The sequence below is a fragment of the Caloramator quimbayensis genome, from assembly GCF_900167605.1.
Lineage (GTDB): Bacteria > Bacillota > Clostridia > Clostridiales > Caloramatoraceae > Caloramator_B > Caloramator_B quimbayensis.
The window spans coordinates 21,790-37,377 of sequence record NZ_FUYH01000016.1; the positions used below are offsets into that span (position 1 = coordinate 21,790).

17 protein-coding genes and 1 other annotated feature (1 of these 18 only partly in view) are annotated in these 15,588 nt (G+C 32.2%); of the genes, 16 read left to right on the plus strand and 1 reads right to left on the minus strand.

Translation table 11 applies throughout. The features are described from left to right. The first annotated feature begins 2 nt into the window (after window positions 1-2). The 16 genes from minD (at window position 3) to rsfS (ending at window position 12,911) form a co-directional block, all read left to right on the plus strand. Entirely contained in the window at window positions 3-800 is a 798-nt protein-coding gene (minD, locus tag B5D15_RS10470) for a septum site-determining protein MinD (protein ID WP_078697077.1), read from the plus strand. Between the two features lie 12 nt (window positions 801-812). After that, window positions 813-1,088 (plus strand): cell division topological specificity factor MinE, encoded by a 276-nt coding sequence (gene minE, locus B5D15_RS10475; protein ID WP_078697078.1) that lies wholly within the window; start codon window positions 813-815, stop codon window positions 1,086-1,088. A 132-nt stretch (window positions 1,089-1,220) separates the two neighbouring features. Continuing rightward, window positions 1,221-2,339, plus strand: coding sequence for a rod shape-determining protein RodA (gene rodA / locus B5D15_RS10480; protein WP_078697079.1), 1,119 nt, complete (start codon window positions 1,221-1,223; stop codon window positions 2,337-2,339). A 12-nt stretch (window positions 2,340-2,351) separates the two neighbouring features. Continuing rightward, entirely contained in the window at window positions 2,352-2,711 is a 360-nt protein-coding gene (mgsA, locus tag B5D15_RS10485; protein ID WP_078697080.1) for a methylglyoxal synthase, read from the plus strand. A gap of 210 nt (window positions 2,712-2,921) precedes the next feature. Then, complete coding sequence (locus B5D15_RS10490; protein ID WP_078697081.1) at window positions 2,922-3,545, plus strand: M23 family metallopeptidase; 624 nt, start codon at window positions 2,922-2,924, stop codon at window positions 3,543-3,545. Between the two features lie 121 nt (window positions 3,546-3,666). Continuing rightward, a complete protein-coding gene (locus tag B5D15_RS10495; protein WP_078697082.1) occupies window positions 3,667-5,532 on the plus strand; it encodes a TIGR03960 family B12-binding radical SAM protein in 1,866 nt (621 codons plus the stop codon). Beyond that, the gene (locus B5D15_RS10500; RefSeq protein WP_078697083.1) at window positions 5,504-6,205 is read left to right on the plus strand and encodes a TIGR03936 family radical SAM-associated protein; all 702 of its coding nucleotides are present in this window, start codon (window positions 5,504-5,506) and stop codon (window positions 6,203-6,205) included. Before B5D15_RS10495 ends, B5D15_RS10500 begins: the two co-directional genes overlap by 29 nt. A 4-nt stretch (window positions 6,206-6,209) precedes the next feature. Then, a complete protein-coding gene (locus tag B5D15_RS10505; protein ID WP_078697084.1) occupies window positions 6,210-7,604 on the plus strand; it encodes a ribonuclease E/G in 1,395 nt (464 codons plus the stop codon). Window positions 7,605-7,734: 130 nt separating this feature from the next. Then, entirely contained in the window at window positions 7,735-8,046 is a 312-nt protein-coding gene (rplU, locus tag B5D15_RS10510; RefSeq protein WP_078697085.1) for a 50S ribosomal protein L21, read from the plus strand. A 37-nt stretch (window positions 8,047-8,083) separates the two neighbouring features. Then, window positions 8,084-8,350, plus strand: coding sequence for a 50S ribosomal protein L27 (rpmA, locus tag B5D15_RS10515; protein WP_078697086.1), 267 nt, complete (start codon window positions 8,084-8,086; stop codon window positions 8,348-8,350). A 111-nt stretch (window positions 8,351-8,461) separates the two neighbouring features. Continuing rightward, entirely contained in the window at window positions 8,462-9,727 is a 1,266-nt protein-coding gene (gene obgE, locus B5D15_RS10520) for a GTPase ObgE (protein ID WP_078697087.1), read from the plus strand. A 10-nt stretch (window positions 9,728-9,737) separates the two neighbouring features. Further along, window positions 9,738-10,028 (plus strand): ribosome assembly RNA-binding protein YhbY, encoded by a 291-nt coding sequence (gene yhbY, locus B5D15_RS10525; RefSeq protein WP_078697088.1) that lies wholly within the window; start codon window positions 9,738-9,740, stop codon window positions 10,026-10,028. Window positions 10,029-10,123: 95 nt separating this feature from the next. Then, window positions 10,124-10,741, plus strand: coding sequence for a nicotinate-nucleotide adenylyltransferase (gene nadD / locus B5D15_RS10530; RefSeq protein WP_078697089.1), 618 nt, complete (start codon window positions 10,124-10,126; stop codon window positions 10,739-10,741). Next, window positions 10,728-11,330 carry a bis(5'-nucleosyl)-tetraphosphatase (symmetrical) YqeK gene (gene yqeK, locus B5D15_RS10535; RefSeq protein WP_242948735.1) on the plus strand — a complete coding sequence of 201 codons (603 nt, stop codon included), beginning with the start codon at window positions 10,728-10,730 and terminating at the stop codon, window positions 11,328-11,330. The genes nadD and yqeK overlap by 14 nt, the downstream gene beginning before the upstream one ends. Next, on the plus strand, window positions 11,302-12,504 hold the full coding sequence (locus B5D15_RS10540) for an LCP family protein (protein ID WP_078697091.1): 1,203 nt from the start codon (window positions 11,302-11,304) through the stop codon (window positions 12,502-12,504). Before yqeK ends, B5D15_RS10540 begins: the two co-directional genes overlap by 29 nt. A gap of 59 nt (window positions 12,505-12,563) precedes the next feature. Beyond that, window positions 12,564-12,911: a ribosome silencing factor gene (gene rsfS, locus B5D15_RS10545; RefSeq protein ID WP_078697092.1), complete on the plus strand. Its 348-nt coding sequence runs from the start codon at window positions 12,564-12,566 to the stop codon at window positions 12,909-12,911. Window positions 12,912-12,944: 33 nt separating this feature from the next. Here rsfS and leuS read toward each other — a convergent pair whose 3' ends face one another. Continuing rightward, complete coding sequence (gene leuS / locus B5D15_RS10550) at window positions 12,945-15,362, minus strand: leucine--tRNA ligase (RefSeq protein WP_078697093.1); 2,418 nt, start codon at window positions 15,360-15,362, stop codon at window positions 12,945-12,947. A 46-nt stretch (window positions 15,363-15,408) separates the two neighbouring features. Beyond that, window positions 15,409-15,588 (minus strand) — a binding site (T-box leader) (it continues 28 nt past the right edge of the window).

Here is a 15,588-nt window from a genome sequence, read left to right on the forward strand (position 1 = left end):
AAATGGGAATATCAATTGTTGTTACGTCCGGAAAGGGCGGAGTTGGGAAAACTACAACAACTGCAAATATCAGCACAGGGCTTGCAATGCTTGGAAAAAAGGTAGTTGCAATCGATGCTGATACAGGGCTTAGAAATTTGGATTTGCATCTTGGACTTGAAAATAGAATAGTTTATAATCTTGTGGACGTTGTTGAGGGAGTATGCAGATTAAAGCAGGCTTTAATTAAAGATAAACGCTATGAAAATCTTTATCTTCTTCCAACAGCACAGACAAGAGATAAAACAGCTGTAAAACCTGAACAGATGGAAAAATTAGTTAATGAACTTAAAGAAGAATTTGACTATATAGTTATTGATTGTCCTGCTGGAATTGAGCATGGGTTTGAAAATGCTGTAGCAGGAGCAGACATGGCTGTTGTAGTTACGACTCCTGAAGTATCAGCTGTTAGAGATGCAGACAGAATAATTGGGAAATTAGAGGCAAAGGGGCTTGACAATCATCAGCTAATAATAAATAGAATTAAATATGAGATGACAAAAAAAGGAGAAATGCTAAATATCGATGATATGACGGACATACTTGCTATTAAGCTTCTTGGAATTGTACCTGAGGACGAGAAAATAGTAATCTCTACTAATAGAGGGGAGCCGGTTATAACTGATGAAGGAGCTAAAGCAGGACAAGCATATAAAAATATTGTAAGAAGAATAACAGGTGAGGAAGTTCCTTTTATAGATTTTGAGGATGAAAATACAGGATTTTTTTCAGCGCTTAAAAAATTCTTTTTTAAGAAGTAAGGAGGGGTAATTATGGATTTGTTAAAAATGTTTGGTAAAGAACCTCCGTCAAAGGACATTGCAAAGGAAAGGCTTAAGCTTATTCTGATACATGACAGGGCAAATGTTTCTCCTCAGTTTCTTGAACTTGTAAAGGGAGATATTATTAAGATTATATCGGATTATGCTGAAATCGATGAGAAGGGGCTTGAAATTAAATTTACAAAATCGGGAGAAAAAGGCTGTGAAGTACCAGCTCTTGTTGCTAATATTCCAATAAAGAAGATGAAAGAAATAAGCAAATACTGATTGTAAGTATTTTACAGATAAGAATAAAAATATTCTTATCTTTTTTTAATACTCTGTTAAATTTTTATTTGTTTTAAAAAAATAAAAATTATGCTATAATCAATCTGACTATTATTAAGAGGAGTATTTCATATGATAATCAATAAAAAGTTATTTAAAAATATAGATTATAGTATAATTTTCAGCATGATATGTATAACGGTTTTAGGCATTATTACTATTGGTAGCGCTACTCTTGCTATCACATCTGATGGCATAAGCATGAGCGTTTTAAAAACTACAGTTTTTCAAATAGTATATTTTATCGTTTCTCTTATTATTGGTTTTTTTATATTAATGGTGGATTATAATACAATTGGAAGTTATTACAAAATTCTATACGCCGGAAGTATATTTTTGCTTATAGTTGTATTGGCAGTTGGTTCCGTAAGAAACAATGCAAAGTCTTGGCTTGGAATTGGTCCCTTTGGAATACAGCCTTCAGAGTTTGCAAAGATTACAACTATAATAACCCTATCTAAGCTTATGGAGGATATGGATAATATTAATAAGCCTAAAAATTTGATAAAACTTATCATTGTATCAATAATTCCTATGGGCCTTATACAGCTGCAGCCTGATACAGGAACAAATCTTATATTTTTTGTTACGATTATAGGAATGCTTTTTATGGCAGGCCTCGATTTAAAATTTATATATGGAGGAGCAATTGCAGCAATAATATCTGTTGTAGGAATATGGAAACTTAATATTTTAAAACCTTATCAAAAGGATAGAATCCTTGTATTCTTCAGGCCGGAAATGGATAAACTTGGAAAAGGATATAATGCATTGCTTGCAAAAACTGCTATTGCATCGGGAAAATTTTTTGGAACAGGCTGGGCTGGGGGATTAACTAATGGTAAATTCATCCCTGAATCCCATACAGATTTTATATTTTGTGTTTTTGCAGAAAAATGGGGATTTCTTGGAGCAATGCTTTTGTTTGCTCTCTATTTAAATATAATCTACAAGAGTATACGAATTGCTAATACTTCAAAGGATAAATTTGGTTTTTACATGATAATGGGAATAATAACGATGTTTTTATTTCAAATACTACAAAACATTGGAATGGATATAGGGCTTATGCCTATAACAGGAATAACCCTTCCTCTTGTAAGCTATGGTGGAAGTTCATTATTAACAAGCATAATATCAATAGCACTTATTTTAAATGTTGGTATGAGAAGACAAAAAATAAACTTTTAAGGGGGAATTTAATTGAAAATAGCACTTATTGCTCATGATAAAAAGAAAAATGAAATGGTTGAATTTGCAAAGGAGTTTAAGGATGTTTTAATAAAGCATGAACTTTATGCAACTGGTACAACTGGAAAAATAATAAATGAAGAAACTGGTCTTGAAGTAAATAGATTTTTATCCGGGCCATTAGGAGGAGATCAGCAAATAGGTGCTATGGTTGCCTGCGGAGAAATGAATCTTGTTATTTTTTTAAGGGATCCATTAACAGCACAGCCTCATGAACCAGATATAACAGCTCTTCTTAGAATTTGTGATGTTCATAATGTACCTCTTGCTACAAATCTTGGAACCGCAAAAATGCTAATTAATACTATTTAAAAGGATTTAAATTGTGCTATAAAATAAAAAAATATTGAGTAAAGCCCATAATAAGAAGCCAAAATGAAAGATTGGCTGTTCACTATTATGGGCTTTAATTATGTTATAAATTTAAAATAAGTTTTAGTTTCTTTTTTGTAATTTAATTTTACTCATATAAATATATATTAAATGAATAAAGAACTTTAGTATAAATTGGGAGGTAAAAATATGAATTATCAAGGACCCTACTATAAAAATAGAAACGATAATACATACATGAAAAAACTTTCAACTCAGCTCTTAGCTGTATTGATAATAATGCTTTTACTTTTAATATTGAAATTTGTCAATAATGATATTACTTCTAAATTAAGCAGTAAAGTTAAGGAGAGTTTTTATAAAGATTATACTAAGGAAACAGTTGAAATATTTAATAATTTTGCTCCAAATACTAAAGAAGTCTTTAATAAACTGATTTCTAAAAAAAGTGAATTTATGATTGACAGTATGCCAGTTTATGGCAGTATAATTAACTCTACAGATAAAGATAATAGTTATTCAATTAAAATAAAAACGACAGAAAAAGCAGAAGTCAAAGCTGTCTATGATGGGAGAGTTGAAAGAGTTGAGAATGATGAGGAAACAGGGATATCAATTATAATAAATCATGGGAATGGCTTTGAATCGAGATATGGATTTTTATCGGATATAAAAGTAAGTGAAGGTGAAGATGTTACCAAAGGAAGTATTATAGGACTTTCGGGTAAAGATAAAAATTCAGAGAATTGTATCATATTTGCATTATTAAAAAACGGCGAGCCTGTAAATGTAGAAGAATATTTAAAGAAATAACAAACAAATTTGAATGCTATAGTTTTTGGATGTATAATAAGACTATAAATTGAGAAAAAATATATAGCAGCTTTATAGTGATATTGAAGTTTTTATAATATAAACTACAGGAGGAATTCAGATGATATACATAGGAGATGAAATACTTAGCAGAGTAACAAAACCTGCAAGGTATACAGGAGGAGAATTTAATCAGGTAAAAAAGGATTTAAAAGATGTTAAAGTAAGATTTGCGATGTGCTTTCCAGATGTTTATGAAGTTGGTATGTCACATCTTGGAATTAAAATACTATATCATAAAATAAATGAAAGAGAAGACTGCTATTGCGAAAGAGCTTTTGCACCTTGGACTGACATGGAAGAATTGATGAGAAAAAATAATATTCCTTTATTTTCTCTTGAGACTAAAACTCCATTAAAGGAGTTTAATTTTGTTGGCTTTACTCTTCAATATGAAATGAGCTATACAAATATTATTAATATGCTCGATTTAAGCAACATACCATTTCTAACAAAGGATAGGAAGAGGGAAGATCCTTTTGTAATCTTTGGCGGGTCATGTGCTTATAATCCTGAACCCCTGTCGGATATTGCTGATTTTTTTGTATTAGGGGAAGCAGAAGAAGTGATAGATGAAGTATTAGACATATATATTAAGTGGAAGCAGTCTAAAAAAAATAGAGAGGAATTTTTATTAGAGGCAGCATCCATTGAAGGGGTATATGTGCCTTCTTTTTATGATATTGAATATAACGATGATGGTACTATAAAAAGAAGGATAGCCTTAAAGGAAAATATTCCAGATGTAATAAGAAAAAGATATATAAAGGATTTAAATGAATCATATTTTCCAGAAAAAATCATCGTTCCTTTAACAGAAATAGTTCATGATAGAATAATGCTTGAAACCTTTAGAGGATGTACAAGAGGGTGCAGATTTTGTCAGGCAGGAATGATATATAGACCTGTTAGAGAGAAGAAAACAGATAAGCTTATGGAACTTGCTGAAAAATTATTAAAAAGCACAGGTTATGAGGAAATTTCTTTGACATCACTTAGTATATGCGATTATTCAGATATTAAAAATCTTGTTCATAGTCTTGTTGAAAAATATGAGAAAGATAGAGTTTCATTGTCTTTGCCATCTTTAAGAATAGATTCTTTTTCTGTAGATCTTATAAATGAAATACAGAAGGTAAGAAAAACGGGGCTTACCTTTGCACCGGAAGCAGGAACTCAAAGGATGAGGGATATCATAAATAAAGGAGTTACTGAAGAAGATTTGATAAAGTCTGTTAAAAGCGCTTTTGAATCAGGATGGAGCACTATTAAGCTTTATTTTATGATTGGACTCCCCTTTGAAACATTAGAAGATGTTGAAGGAATTGCAGCTTTAGGTCAAAAGGTTGTTGATACCTATTTTTCAATACCAAAGGATAAAAGAAATAAAGGTCTTAATGTTACACTTAGTACATCTTCCTTTGTTCCAAAGCCTTTTACTCCTTTTCAGTGGGAAAGTCAGGATACAATGAAGAGCCTATCGGAAAAACAAAAATATTTAAAAGAAAAAATAAAAAGCAGATATATAACATATAATTGGCACGAGACACCTATAAGTTTTCTTGAGGCAGTTTTTTCAAGGGGGGACAGGAAACTTACAAAGGTTTTAATTAAAGCATGGGAAAAAGGTTGTAAATTCGATGGATGGCAGGAATTATTTAAATTTGAATCATGGATGGAAGCATTTTCTGAGTGCAATGTCGACCCCTACTTTTATGCATTAAGAAAAAGAGAACTTGATGAAATACTTCCTTGGGATTTTATAGATATAGGTGTTAGTAAGGAATACCTGAAAAAAGAATTAAAAAAGGCTAAAGAGGGGCAGCTTACTAAAGACTGCAGGATTGCATGTACTGGCTGCGGCATAACTCAATTTTCAAAGGAGGGAAATTGCTTTAATGGAGCGTTATTTAATAAAATTCAGTAAGAAGGATTCAGCAAAATATATATCTCATCTGGATACTATGCGCACTCTACATAGGGCAGTTAGAAGGGCGCATCTTCCGATAGCTTATTCAAAGGGGTTTAATCCCCATGCAAGCATATCTGTCGCATCTCCTCTATCCCTTGGTATTGAGAGCAGCTGCGAATATGCTGATATAGAATTCGAAGGAGTTTTAGAGGAAAAGGAGATTGTAGAATCTCTTAATTCAGTTCTTCCAGAGGGAATAAAAATAATAGATGCTTTGCATATTAAAGAAAAAATGAAACCTTCAATGTCATTAGTTGAGGGGGCAAAGTATATTGTCATACTTAAATGTGATGAAGGAGTTGAACTTGTTGAGAATACAATAAATTTAATATTAAAGGATGAAACTATTGAAAAAATCAAAAAGACAAAATCAGGGGAAAAGCTTGAAAACATAAGACCATATATAAAGGATATAGTTATAAAAAAATATGAAGGAAACAGCTATGAATTAGAACTCCTATTATCATGTGGCAGCAGAGGAAATCTATCGCCTAATACTGTTGTAGAGTTATTGTATGAAAAGTCAGATGGTAAAATTTATGGCCATCCAGATATAAAAAGGAATGAATTATATTGCATAAAAAATGATAAATGGATTGATTTGCTGTCTTATTTTAAGGGGAAGTGATTGATTGAAAGAGGTATATATTGACAGAGGGATAACTCAAAGCAGAATTGCAGTCTTTGAAGATAATAAAATTAAAGATTTGTATGTTGAAAACTATGACAATATAAATATAACGGGCAATATCTATATAGGCAGAGTAGAAAATATTGTTCCTTCTCTTGGAGCAGCCTTTGTCAATATAGGCATTGGCAAAAACGGAATACTTCATATAAAAGAAATGGAAAATGCAGATAAGATAAAATGCAATCAAGAGGTTATAGTACAAGTAATAAGAGAGGATACTAAAGATAAGGGGCCTAAATTGACACAGAAAATAAGCATACCAGGGAAATTTATGGTACTTCTTGTTGGCAGTGATTATATAGGAATTTCAAAAAAAATAATTGAAAATGAAGATAGAAAAAAACTCAAAGAAAAAGCGAAGAGGGTTTATGTTGATAATTATGGTTTTATATTGAGAACAGAGGCTCAATTTGTGCAGGAAGACGATATATTAAAAGAGTATTTATTTTTAATAAGTTTATGGGAAAAAAATATAAATAAAGCTGTATATATAAAACCTCCGCGATTGCTCTTTGATGTAAGAGATTTTTTTGGTTTCGCAATCAGAGAATATATAAAAGGTGATGTTGAAAAGATATATGTTAACAGAAAAAATGATGTTGAAATGATTCAAAACATGATTTCTCAACATCTGCATAAAAAATGTGAAGTGATTAGTGATGAAAAAATTTTTATTAAAGCATCAGCTATAGAAAAACAAATTACTGAAATACTTGAAAGGAAGAAACTTCTTCCTTCAGGTGGTAATATTATTGTTGATAAGACTGAAGCATTGACAGTAATAGATGTAAACTCTGGGAGCATAAAAACAAAGGATTGTAAAAAACAATATATTCTTAATACAAATATTGAAGCTTGTAAAGTTATTTCAGAGGCAATAAGACTTGGCAACATATCAGGTATAATTATAATCGACTTCATAGATATGACTGATGAACAGGAAAGGCAGATTATTATTGAAACATTAACTGAAAACCTGTCTAATGATAAAGTTAAGATTAAAATTTATGGCTTTACTCAGCTTGGACTTTTGGAAATGGCAAGAGCTAAAAAAGGTAAGAGCCTTTACGAGCTTATATTAAAACAGAATTCAATAAATACATATACAACAGCCTATGTCTTAAAATTAATTGAAAATCAATGTTTAAAAGTGCTAACTCATTATAAAAAATCAAGAATACCCATAAAAATTAATGCAGATATTTTATCTGAAGTAAAAAGCAGATTTTCTTATTTTATTTCAGATATGAAGGACATATATGGTATTGAAATCCATTTTAATCCATCAGAAACAACTGAATATTTTGAAGTGATTAAAAAAAAGGTTGAAGAATAGCAAATATAAAGTTTTAGATTGACAAGGATATATGTTTATGTTAGAATGGCATTTGTAGACCGCTCATGAAAGGCCTGTAAATGCAATATGCTGCCTTGTCGTGGCGAGACTGGATAGAGGAGGTGCAGGTATGTACGCAGTTATATTAACTGGAGGAAAACAGTACAGAGTTCAGGAAGGCGATATAATATTCGTTGAAAAAATCGCTGCTGATGTAGACTCTACTGTTGAAATCAACGATGTTCTTGTAGTATCAAAGGATGGAAAGCTTGTTGTTGGAAAACCAACTGTAGAAGGAGCTAAGGTTACAGCAAAGGTTTTAAAGCAAGGAAAAGCTAAGAAGATTATAGTGTTCAAGTTTAAGCACAAAAAAGACTACAAGAAAAAGCAAGGTCATCGTCAACCTTATACTCAATTAAAGATTGAAAAGATAGAAGCATAACTACTTATATAGAACCTTTTCGGAGGAGGTGGAATTAATGGCTCATAAAAAAGGAGTGGGTAGCTCTAGAAACGGTAGAGATAGTGAGTCCAAACGACTTGGAGTCAAGAGAGCAGATGGACAGTTTGTTCTTGCAGGAAACATACTCGTTAGACAAAGAGGAACTAAGATACATCCAGGAGAAAACGTTGGAATCGGCAAGGATGATACATTATTTGCATTAAAAGATGGAATCGTTAGATTTGAAAGATATAAGAAAGACGGCAAGAAGGTTAGCGTTTATCCACAGGAAATTGCTCAGTAAAATAGCACCCGTATGGGTGCTTTTTATTATAACAGGAAAAATGCATACCATAGATTGTTATTTGAAAAAATAATATAGAATAAATATATGAATATAAAAGTAGGTGAAACTATGTTCGTTGATGTTGCCAAGATTTTTGTTAAATCTGGAGACGGAGGAAATGGAGCCATATCATTCAGACGTGAAAAATATGTACCCTTTGGAGGCCCTGACGGAGGAGATGGGGGAGATGGGGGAGATGTAGTTATTAAAGTTGATAGCAATATGAGAACTCTTCTCGATTTTAAATATAAGAAAAAATATGAAGCAGAACGGGGAGAAAACGGCGGAAAGAGCAACATGTATGGTAAAGACGGTAATGACCTTATAATAAAAGTTCCAGCAGGAACAGTTATAAGGGATGCCAATACAAATAAAATTATAGCCGATTTGGTTGAGGATGAGCAAAGCGTTGTTGTTGCAAAGGGAGGCAGAGGAGGAAGAGGCAATGCTAAATTTGCAACACCTACAAGGCAGGCACCAGATTTTGCTGAACCTGGAATGCCTGGGGAAGAAAAATGGATTAATCTCGAGTTAAAGCTAATAGCTGATGTAGGTCTTATAGGATTTCCTAATGTAGGTAAATCAACCATCCTTTCTATGACAACAGGTGCAAAACCTAAAATTGCAAATTATCATTTCACTACTTTAACTCCAAACCTTGGTGTTGTTGACCTTCCAGGAATAAATAGTTTTGTAATGGCAGACATCCCGGGATTAATCGAAGGAGCTCATGAAGGAACAGGTCTTGGAATAGATTTTCTAAGACATATAGAAAGGACGAGGCTTTTAATACATGTAATAGATGTTTCAGGGATAGAAGGAAGAGATCCTATTGAGGATTTTGAAAAAATTAATGAAGAATTAAAACTTTATAGTGAAAAACTTGCATCGAAGCCACAAATCGTTGCAGCAAATAAAACAGATTTGGGAAATGAGGAGAATTATGAAAAGCTTAAGGCTGAAATGGATAAAAGAAATATAAAAATATTTAAGATTTCAGCTGCTGCAAACCAAGGATTAAAAGAACTTATGCTTTATGCTGCACAGATGCTGCAGACTCTTCCGGTTGAAAAGGAAGAGATTGATGATATATATGTGGCTGAGGAAAAAAGATTTACATATGATATTGAAAGAGCTGATGATGGAGCCTTTGTAATAAGTGGTTCCTTTGTCGACAGACTTTTGCAGAGCGTAAATATATATGACAGCGAATCTTTAAAGTATTTCCACAAAGTTTTGGAAAAGAGGGGTGTAATTCAGCAGCTTAGGGATATGGGAATTGAAGAAGGCGACATCGTAAGAATGAATGATTTTGAATTTGAATTCATTGAATAGAGGTGCTAATATGCTTACTGGGAAACAGAGAAGTTATTTAAGATCCCTTGGAAACAACATCGATTCAATATTTCATGTTGGTAAAAATGGAATAGACGATGCATTTTTAAAACAGATAGATGAGGCATTAGAAGCGAGGGAGATAATTAAATGCAATGTATTAAAAAATTCTATTTTAACATCAAGGGAAGCATGCGATATTATCTGTGAAGCGATAAATGCAGAGCCTGTGCAGGTCATAGGAAATAGATTCATAATTTACAGGCAGTCAAAGGAAAAACCATCTATTAAGCTTCCATAATAATCTGGCTGGATTAATAATCCGGCCTTTATTTAAATATATAAATTTATTTGTTATAATATATAAAGTTAATAAATAAAAAAGGAAGAAAAACTATGCTCAGTATAGGTATTTATGGAGGAACATTTAACCCGATACATATAGGACATCTTATTGCAGCAGATGAAGTACTTAATTTGTTTCAACTTGATAAAATAATTTTTATTCCAGTTGGAATTCCACCCCATAAGGATAATAATATTGCACCTGCAAAGAACAGATATGAAATGATTAAACTTGCAATAAACGGAAATCGCAAATTTGAAGTCAGCGATATTGAAATTAAAAGAGAAGGATATACTTATACCTATGATACTTTGATGGAACTTAAGAGTATATATTCAAAGGATAAGCTGCATTTTATTATAGGGTATGATGCATTTAAAGAGTCTGATACATGGAAGATGGCTGATAAAGTATATGAAATGGTATCTTTTATTGTAGTTAACAGAGGAGGCTTTGATATAAAAATGCATGAGGACATTGAATATAAAAAAAGAAAGTATAATGCAGATGTAAAGTACGTTAAAATACCAGATATTGAAATATCTTCTACAGACATTAGATTAAGAATATCAAAGGGTTTGAATTATAGATATATGCTTCCTGAGGCTGTATTTAATTATATAATTAAAAATGAGCTCTATAGAGGTGAAAAACTTGAAGGAATATGATTATATAAAAAGAGAAATAAAAAATCTTCTCGATGCTGACAGATACATTCATTCCCTTGGTGTTGAAAAGGAAGCAGTAAAGCTTGGAGAAAGATATGGAGTAGATATAGAAAAATGTAAGACTGCTGCCTTAATCCATGACTGCCAGAAGAATTTAAAGGATAAGGATTTAATTGAAAAGGCATTATTTTATCGTATAAATATTGATAAGATACAGATAAAATCTCCACAGCTTTTGCATGGTCCTGTTGGGGCTTTATATAGCAAAGAGAAGTTTGAAATCGATGATGAAGATATACTAAATGCAGTTTATTATCATACAACTGGCAGAGATAATATGTCTATGCTTGAAAAAATAATTTATATTGCCGATATTATTGAGGAAAACAGGAATTATTTTAAAGGACTTGATGAAATAAGGAATCAGGCCTATATAGATATTAATAAAGCACTGATAATGTCGGCTGATAGCACGATTACATATATTTTGCAAAGGAAAAACCTTATACATCCTCTTACGATAGAATTTAGAAATAGTTTAATTTTAGAGGTTGAAAGCTATGAAAAAAAAGAAAAGAAAAGTTTTTAAAATATTTATCTTTATTTGTATTGTATTTATTGTAACTACAGCAGCAGCTTTAGGATATTTGATGTCCCTTAAAAACAATATAACATCATCAGAATTACCAGCAAAGGAGGTTGAAGCAAATAAACCTGTAAACATACTAATGCTTGGAGTTGATGCAGGGGATTATGATAATAAAAAGGGTAACAGCCCTAAAAGAACTGATACTATGATTTTGGCAAGTTTTTACCCTAAAGAAGGCAAAATTTATATGCTATCTATTCCAAGGGATACAAGAGTTAAAATAAACGGACACTATGAAAAAATAAATGCTGCCCATGCCATGGGAGGAGTACCTCTTACTGTAAAAACTATAGAAAAGATGTTAGAAATAGAAATTAACTATTATATTAAAATTGATTATGAAGCCTTTAAAAAGTGTATTGATGCTATTGGAGGAGTTGATGTTGTAGTACCCTTTGATATGAATTATGATGCCTATGATATTAAAATACACTTTAATAAAGGCGATAAGGTGCATCTTAATGGTGAGGAAGCAGAAAAATTTGTAAGATGGAGAAAAAACAACGACGGCAGCGGATATGCCATGGGGGATTTAGGAAGAATTTCTACGCAGCAGGAATTTATTATAAATGTATTTAAAAAATTAAAAACACCATCAGGAATGGTTAAAATACCTAAGCTAATTGATACATTATCAAAAAATGTAAAGACAAATATGGATTCTAAGACTATGGTAAGCTATTTATTTAAGTTAAAAAATATTAAAGAATCATCCATTGAGAAAAAAATACTTCAGGGTGAACCTAAATATATTGGAGGTATATCATATTTTATATATGATAAAGAAAAAAATACTAATTATTTATCACATTTTAGACTCAATAATACAGAAAGCTCTAAAAAGAAAAATATTAAGGTTATTATTTTAAATTCAACGGGAAAAAATGGACTTGCATCTGAATATAAAAATAAACTTATATCTCTCGGGTATGATGTAGTTGAAATAGGGAATTATAGTAAAAAATTAAATACAACTGTTATAAATTACTATAATCAAGAAGTATATGGGAATGATGTTTATGAAGATATAGGATTAGGGAAAATAAGTGCAGCTAACAAAAATAATGATAAAGCTGATGTGGTTGTAATTTTAGGCAGTGATGCTATAAAATAATTATTGTCCTATTCTTTCAAACAGCATATAAATATATTAAGAAGAAAAGTGAGGAGGTTATGCTTTTGAAAAGTTCAGCGGGTATTGCTTATTATATCAGCTCTGCAGCAGCAAATAAAAAAGCCTTGGACATTAAGATTTTAAATGTAACCGATTTATCTCCTATTGCTGACTACTTTGTAATATGCAGCGGCAATTCATCTGTTCAGGTTAGAGCGATTGCAGATGAAATTGAGGAGAAGATGAGTGAAAAAGGCTATACTTTAAGCCATAGAGAGGGATATAATGGAGCAGGCTGGATACTTTTGGATTACGGAAATGTAATAGCCCATGTATTTCATAAGGATGAAAGAGAATTTTATAATATTGAAAGACTTTGGGCTGATGCGATTGCAGTAAATGTATAAAAAATAGAACCTCCAAAAGGAGGTTCTATTTTACTATTTTATAACGATATTATAAATCTTGTTTGGAACATAGATTTCTTTTATTATAGTTTTTCCCTCGAGTATTTCCTTTATCTTATCGATGCTCATTACCTTTTCTTTTACAGATTCTTTTTCTTCGTTAAGGGAAATGAGAGCAGTTCCTCTTAACTTTCCATTTATCTGTATAGCAATTTCAATAGTATCTTCAACAGTTTTTTCTTCATCCCATACAGGCCATTTCTGATTATATATTCTTCCTTCAAACTTTAAAAGCTGCCACATCTCTTCTGTGATATGAGGAGCAACTGGATTTAAAAGTATAAGAAAGGTCTTGATTTCTCCCTTTGTAACTTTTCCATTGCTGTAAAAGTCATTTATTAGAGACATCATAGCCGCTATTGCTGTATTGAATTTCATCTGTTCAAAATCTAAGCTGACCTTTTTAATAGTCTGATGCATTTTAACTTCAAGTTCCTTTGAAAAACTATCGCCATCAACGATTATATCCTGTACTTTCCATACTCTGTCGAGGAATCTTCTGCATCCTTTAACTCCCTGCTGTGACCATGCTGCGCTCTGGTCAAAAGCGCCTATGAACATCTCGTAGGTTCTTAAAGTATCTGCACCGAATTCATTAACTATATCGTCTGGATTTACAACGTTTCCTCTCGATTTGGACATTTTTTCATTGTTTTCTCCAAGTATCATTCCGTGAGATGTTCTCTTTTGATAGGGTTCAGGAGTTGAAACATAGCCTAAATCGTAAAGGAATTTGTGCCAGAATCTTGAATAAAGAAGATGAAGAGTAGTATGTTCCATACCTCCATTATACCAATCAACTGGGAGCCAGTAATCTAAGTCTTCTTTTGATGCAAAAGCTTTATCGTTATGAGGATCGGTATATCTTAAAAAATACCATGAAGATCCTGCCCACTGAGGCATAGTATCGGTTTCTCTTTCTGCATGGCCGCCACATTTAGGACAAGTTGTTTCAACCCAATCCCTTATATTTGCAAGAGGGGATTCTCCAGTTTCAGTTGGAACGTAATTTTCAACCTCAGGCAGTGTAAGTGGAAGCTCTTCTTCTGGTATTGGAACCCAGCCGCATTTTTCACAGTATACAAGAGGAATAGGCTCGCCCCAGTACCTTTGCCTTGAAAATACCCAGTCTCTAAGTTTATAATTTACTTTTCTTTTACCTATTTTCTTTTCTTCGAGCCAGTTTATTATTTTTCCCTTTGCATCTTTAACTTCTAAACCGTTTAAAAATCCTGAATTAACAAGTATACCTGTTTCAGTATCAGTATAAGCGGCTTCTTCTACATTACCTCCCTTAACAACTTCAATTATTGGAAGGCTAAATTTCTTTGCAAATTCAAAGTCTCTTTCATCATGGGCTGGTACTGCCATTATAGCACCTGTTCCATAGGTCATAAGAACATAATCGGATATCCAGACTGGTATATTGTTTCCGTTTACAGGGTTTACAGCGCTTATACCTTTAAGTGGTACGCCAGTTTTTTCTTTTGAAAGCTCAGTTCTTTCAAAGTCAGATTTTTTGCTTGCAATTTCTCTATATTCTAAAACTTCATCATAGTTTGTAATTTTTTCTTTGTATTTATCTATAAGAGGATGTTCAGGAGATAGAACCATATAAGTAGCGCCGAATAATGTATCAGGTCTTGTAGTAAATATTCTTATGAAATCATCGGTATCTTTTATATTAAAATCAACTTCAGCACCTTCGGAACGTCCTATCCAGTTCTTTTGAGATATTTTAACTTTTTCAATATAATCAACTAAATCTAAGTCATTAAGTAGCTTTTCTGCATATTCAGTAATCTTGAGCATCCACTGGCTCTTAACCTTTCTTACAACTTCTCCTCCGCATCTTTCACAAACGCCGTTTACAACCTCTTCATTTGCAAGACCGACTTTACATTGAGTACACCAGTTTATAGGCATTTCTGTTTTATATGCAAGACCTTTTTCAAAGAGCTTTAGAAATATCCACTGTGTCCATTTGTAGTATTCAGGATCAGTTGTGTTTATTTCCCTTGACCAATCGAAGGAATATCCAAGGGATTTTAGCTGATTTTTAAATCTTGATACATTGTTTTCGGTAACAATTCTTGGATGGATTTTGTTTTTTATTGCAAAGTTTTCAGTTGGAAGACCAAAAGCATCCCAGCCCATAGGGAATAAAACATTATATCCTTCCATCCTTCTTTTTCTTGATATTATGTCGAGGGCGGTATAAGGTCTTGGATGACCTACATGAAGACCTTGTCCGGATGGATATGGAAATTCAACGAGGGCATAATATTTTGGCTTAGATCTATCTGTGCTTGTTTTAAAAGCCTCTTCTTCATCCCAGATATCCTGCCATTTTTTTTCAATTTCTTTTGGATTATACTCAAAATTTGCCATAATTCTTCCTCCTTATTTATATGTATAAATAAAAAAATTCTTTCGTTTTAGAGACGAAAGAATTTCCGCGGTGCCACTCTAATTGATAGTATTATACTATCCACTTAAATTTATAACGGAAAAATCCGGCCTGGATTACTAATTTTCATCCAGACAGCTCCAAGACGAGTTCAGATATATCAAGTACTGCTTTTCACCACACAGCAGCTCTCTTAAACTTTTTATA

Bases quoted from the DNA above. Each gene is read 5' to 3' on its own strand.
- rodA (WP_078697079.1), top strand. From the start codon at position 1,221: ATGATAATCAATAAAAAGTTATTTAAAAATATAGATTATAGTATAATT.
- B5D15_RS10500 (WP_078697083.1), top strand. From the start codon at position 5,504: ATGGAGCGTTATTTAATAAAATTCAGTAAGAAGGATTCAGCAAAATAT.
- rsfS (WP_078697092.1), top strand. From the start codon at position 12,564: ATGCTTTTGAAAAGTTCAGCGGGTATTGCTTATTATATCAGCTCTGCA.
- obgE (WP_078697087.1), top strand. From the start codon at position 8,462: ATGTTCGTTGATGTTGCCAAGATTTTTGTTAAATCTGGAGACGGAGGA.
- nadD (WP_078697089.1), top strand. From the start codon at position 10,124: ATGCTCAGTATAGGTATTTATGGAGGAACATTTAACCCGATACATATA.
- leuS (WP_078697093.1), bottom strand. From the start codon at position 15,362: ATGGCAAATTTTGAGTATAATCCAAAAGAAATTGAAAAAAAATGGCAG.
- B5D15_RS10540 (WP_078697091.1), top strand. From the start codon at position 11,302: ATGAAAAAAAAGAAAAGAAAAGTTTTTAAAATATTTATCTTTATTTGT.
- yhbY (WP_078697088.1), top strand. From the start codon at position 9,738: ATGCTTACTGGGAAACAGAGAAGTTATTTAAGATCCCTTGGAAACAAC.
- minD (WP_078697077.1), top strand. From the start codon at position 3: ATGGGAATATCAATTGTTGTTACGTCCGGAAAGGGCGGAGTTGGGAAA.
- rpmA (WP_078697086.1), top strand. From the start codon at position 8,084: ATGGCTCATAAAAAAGGAGTGGGTAGCTCTAGAAACGGTAGAGATAGT.
- B5D15_RS10490 (WP_078697081.1), top strand. From the start codon at position 2,922: ATGAATTATCAAGGACCCTACTATAAAAATAGAAACGATAATACATAC.
- B5D15_RS10495 (WP_078697082.1), top strand. From the start codon at position 3,667: ATGATATACATAGGAGATGAAATACTTAGCAGAGTAACAAAACCTGCA.
- minE (WP_078697078.1), top strand. From the start codon at position 813: ATGGATTTGTTAAAAATGTTTGGTAAAGAACCTCCGTCAAAGGACATT.
- rplU (WP_078697085.1), top strand. From the start codon at position 7,735: ATGTACGCAGTTATATTAACTGGAGGAAAACAGTACAGAGTTCAGGAA.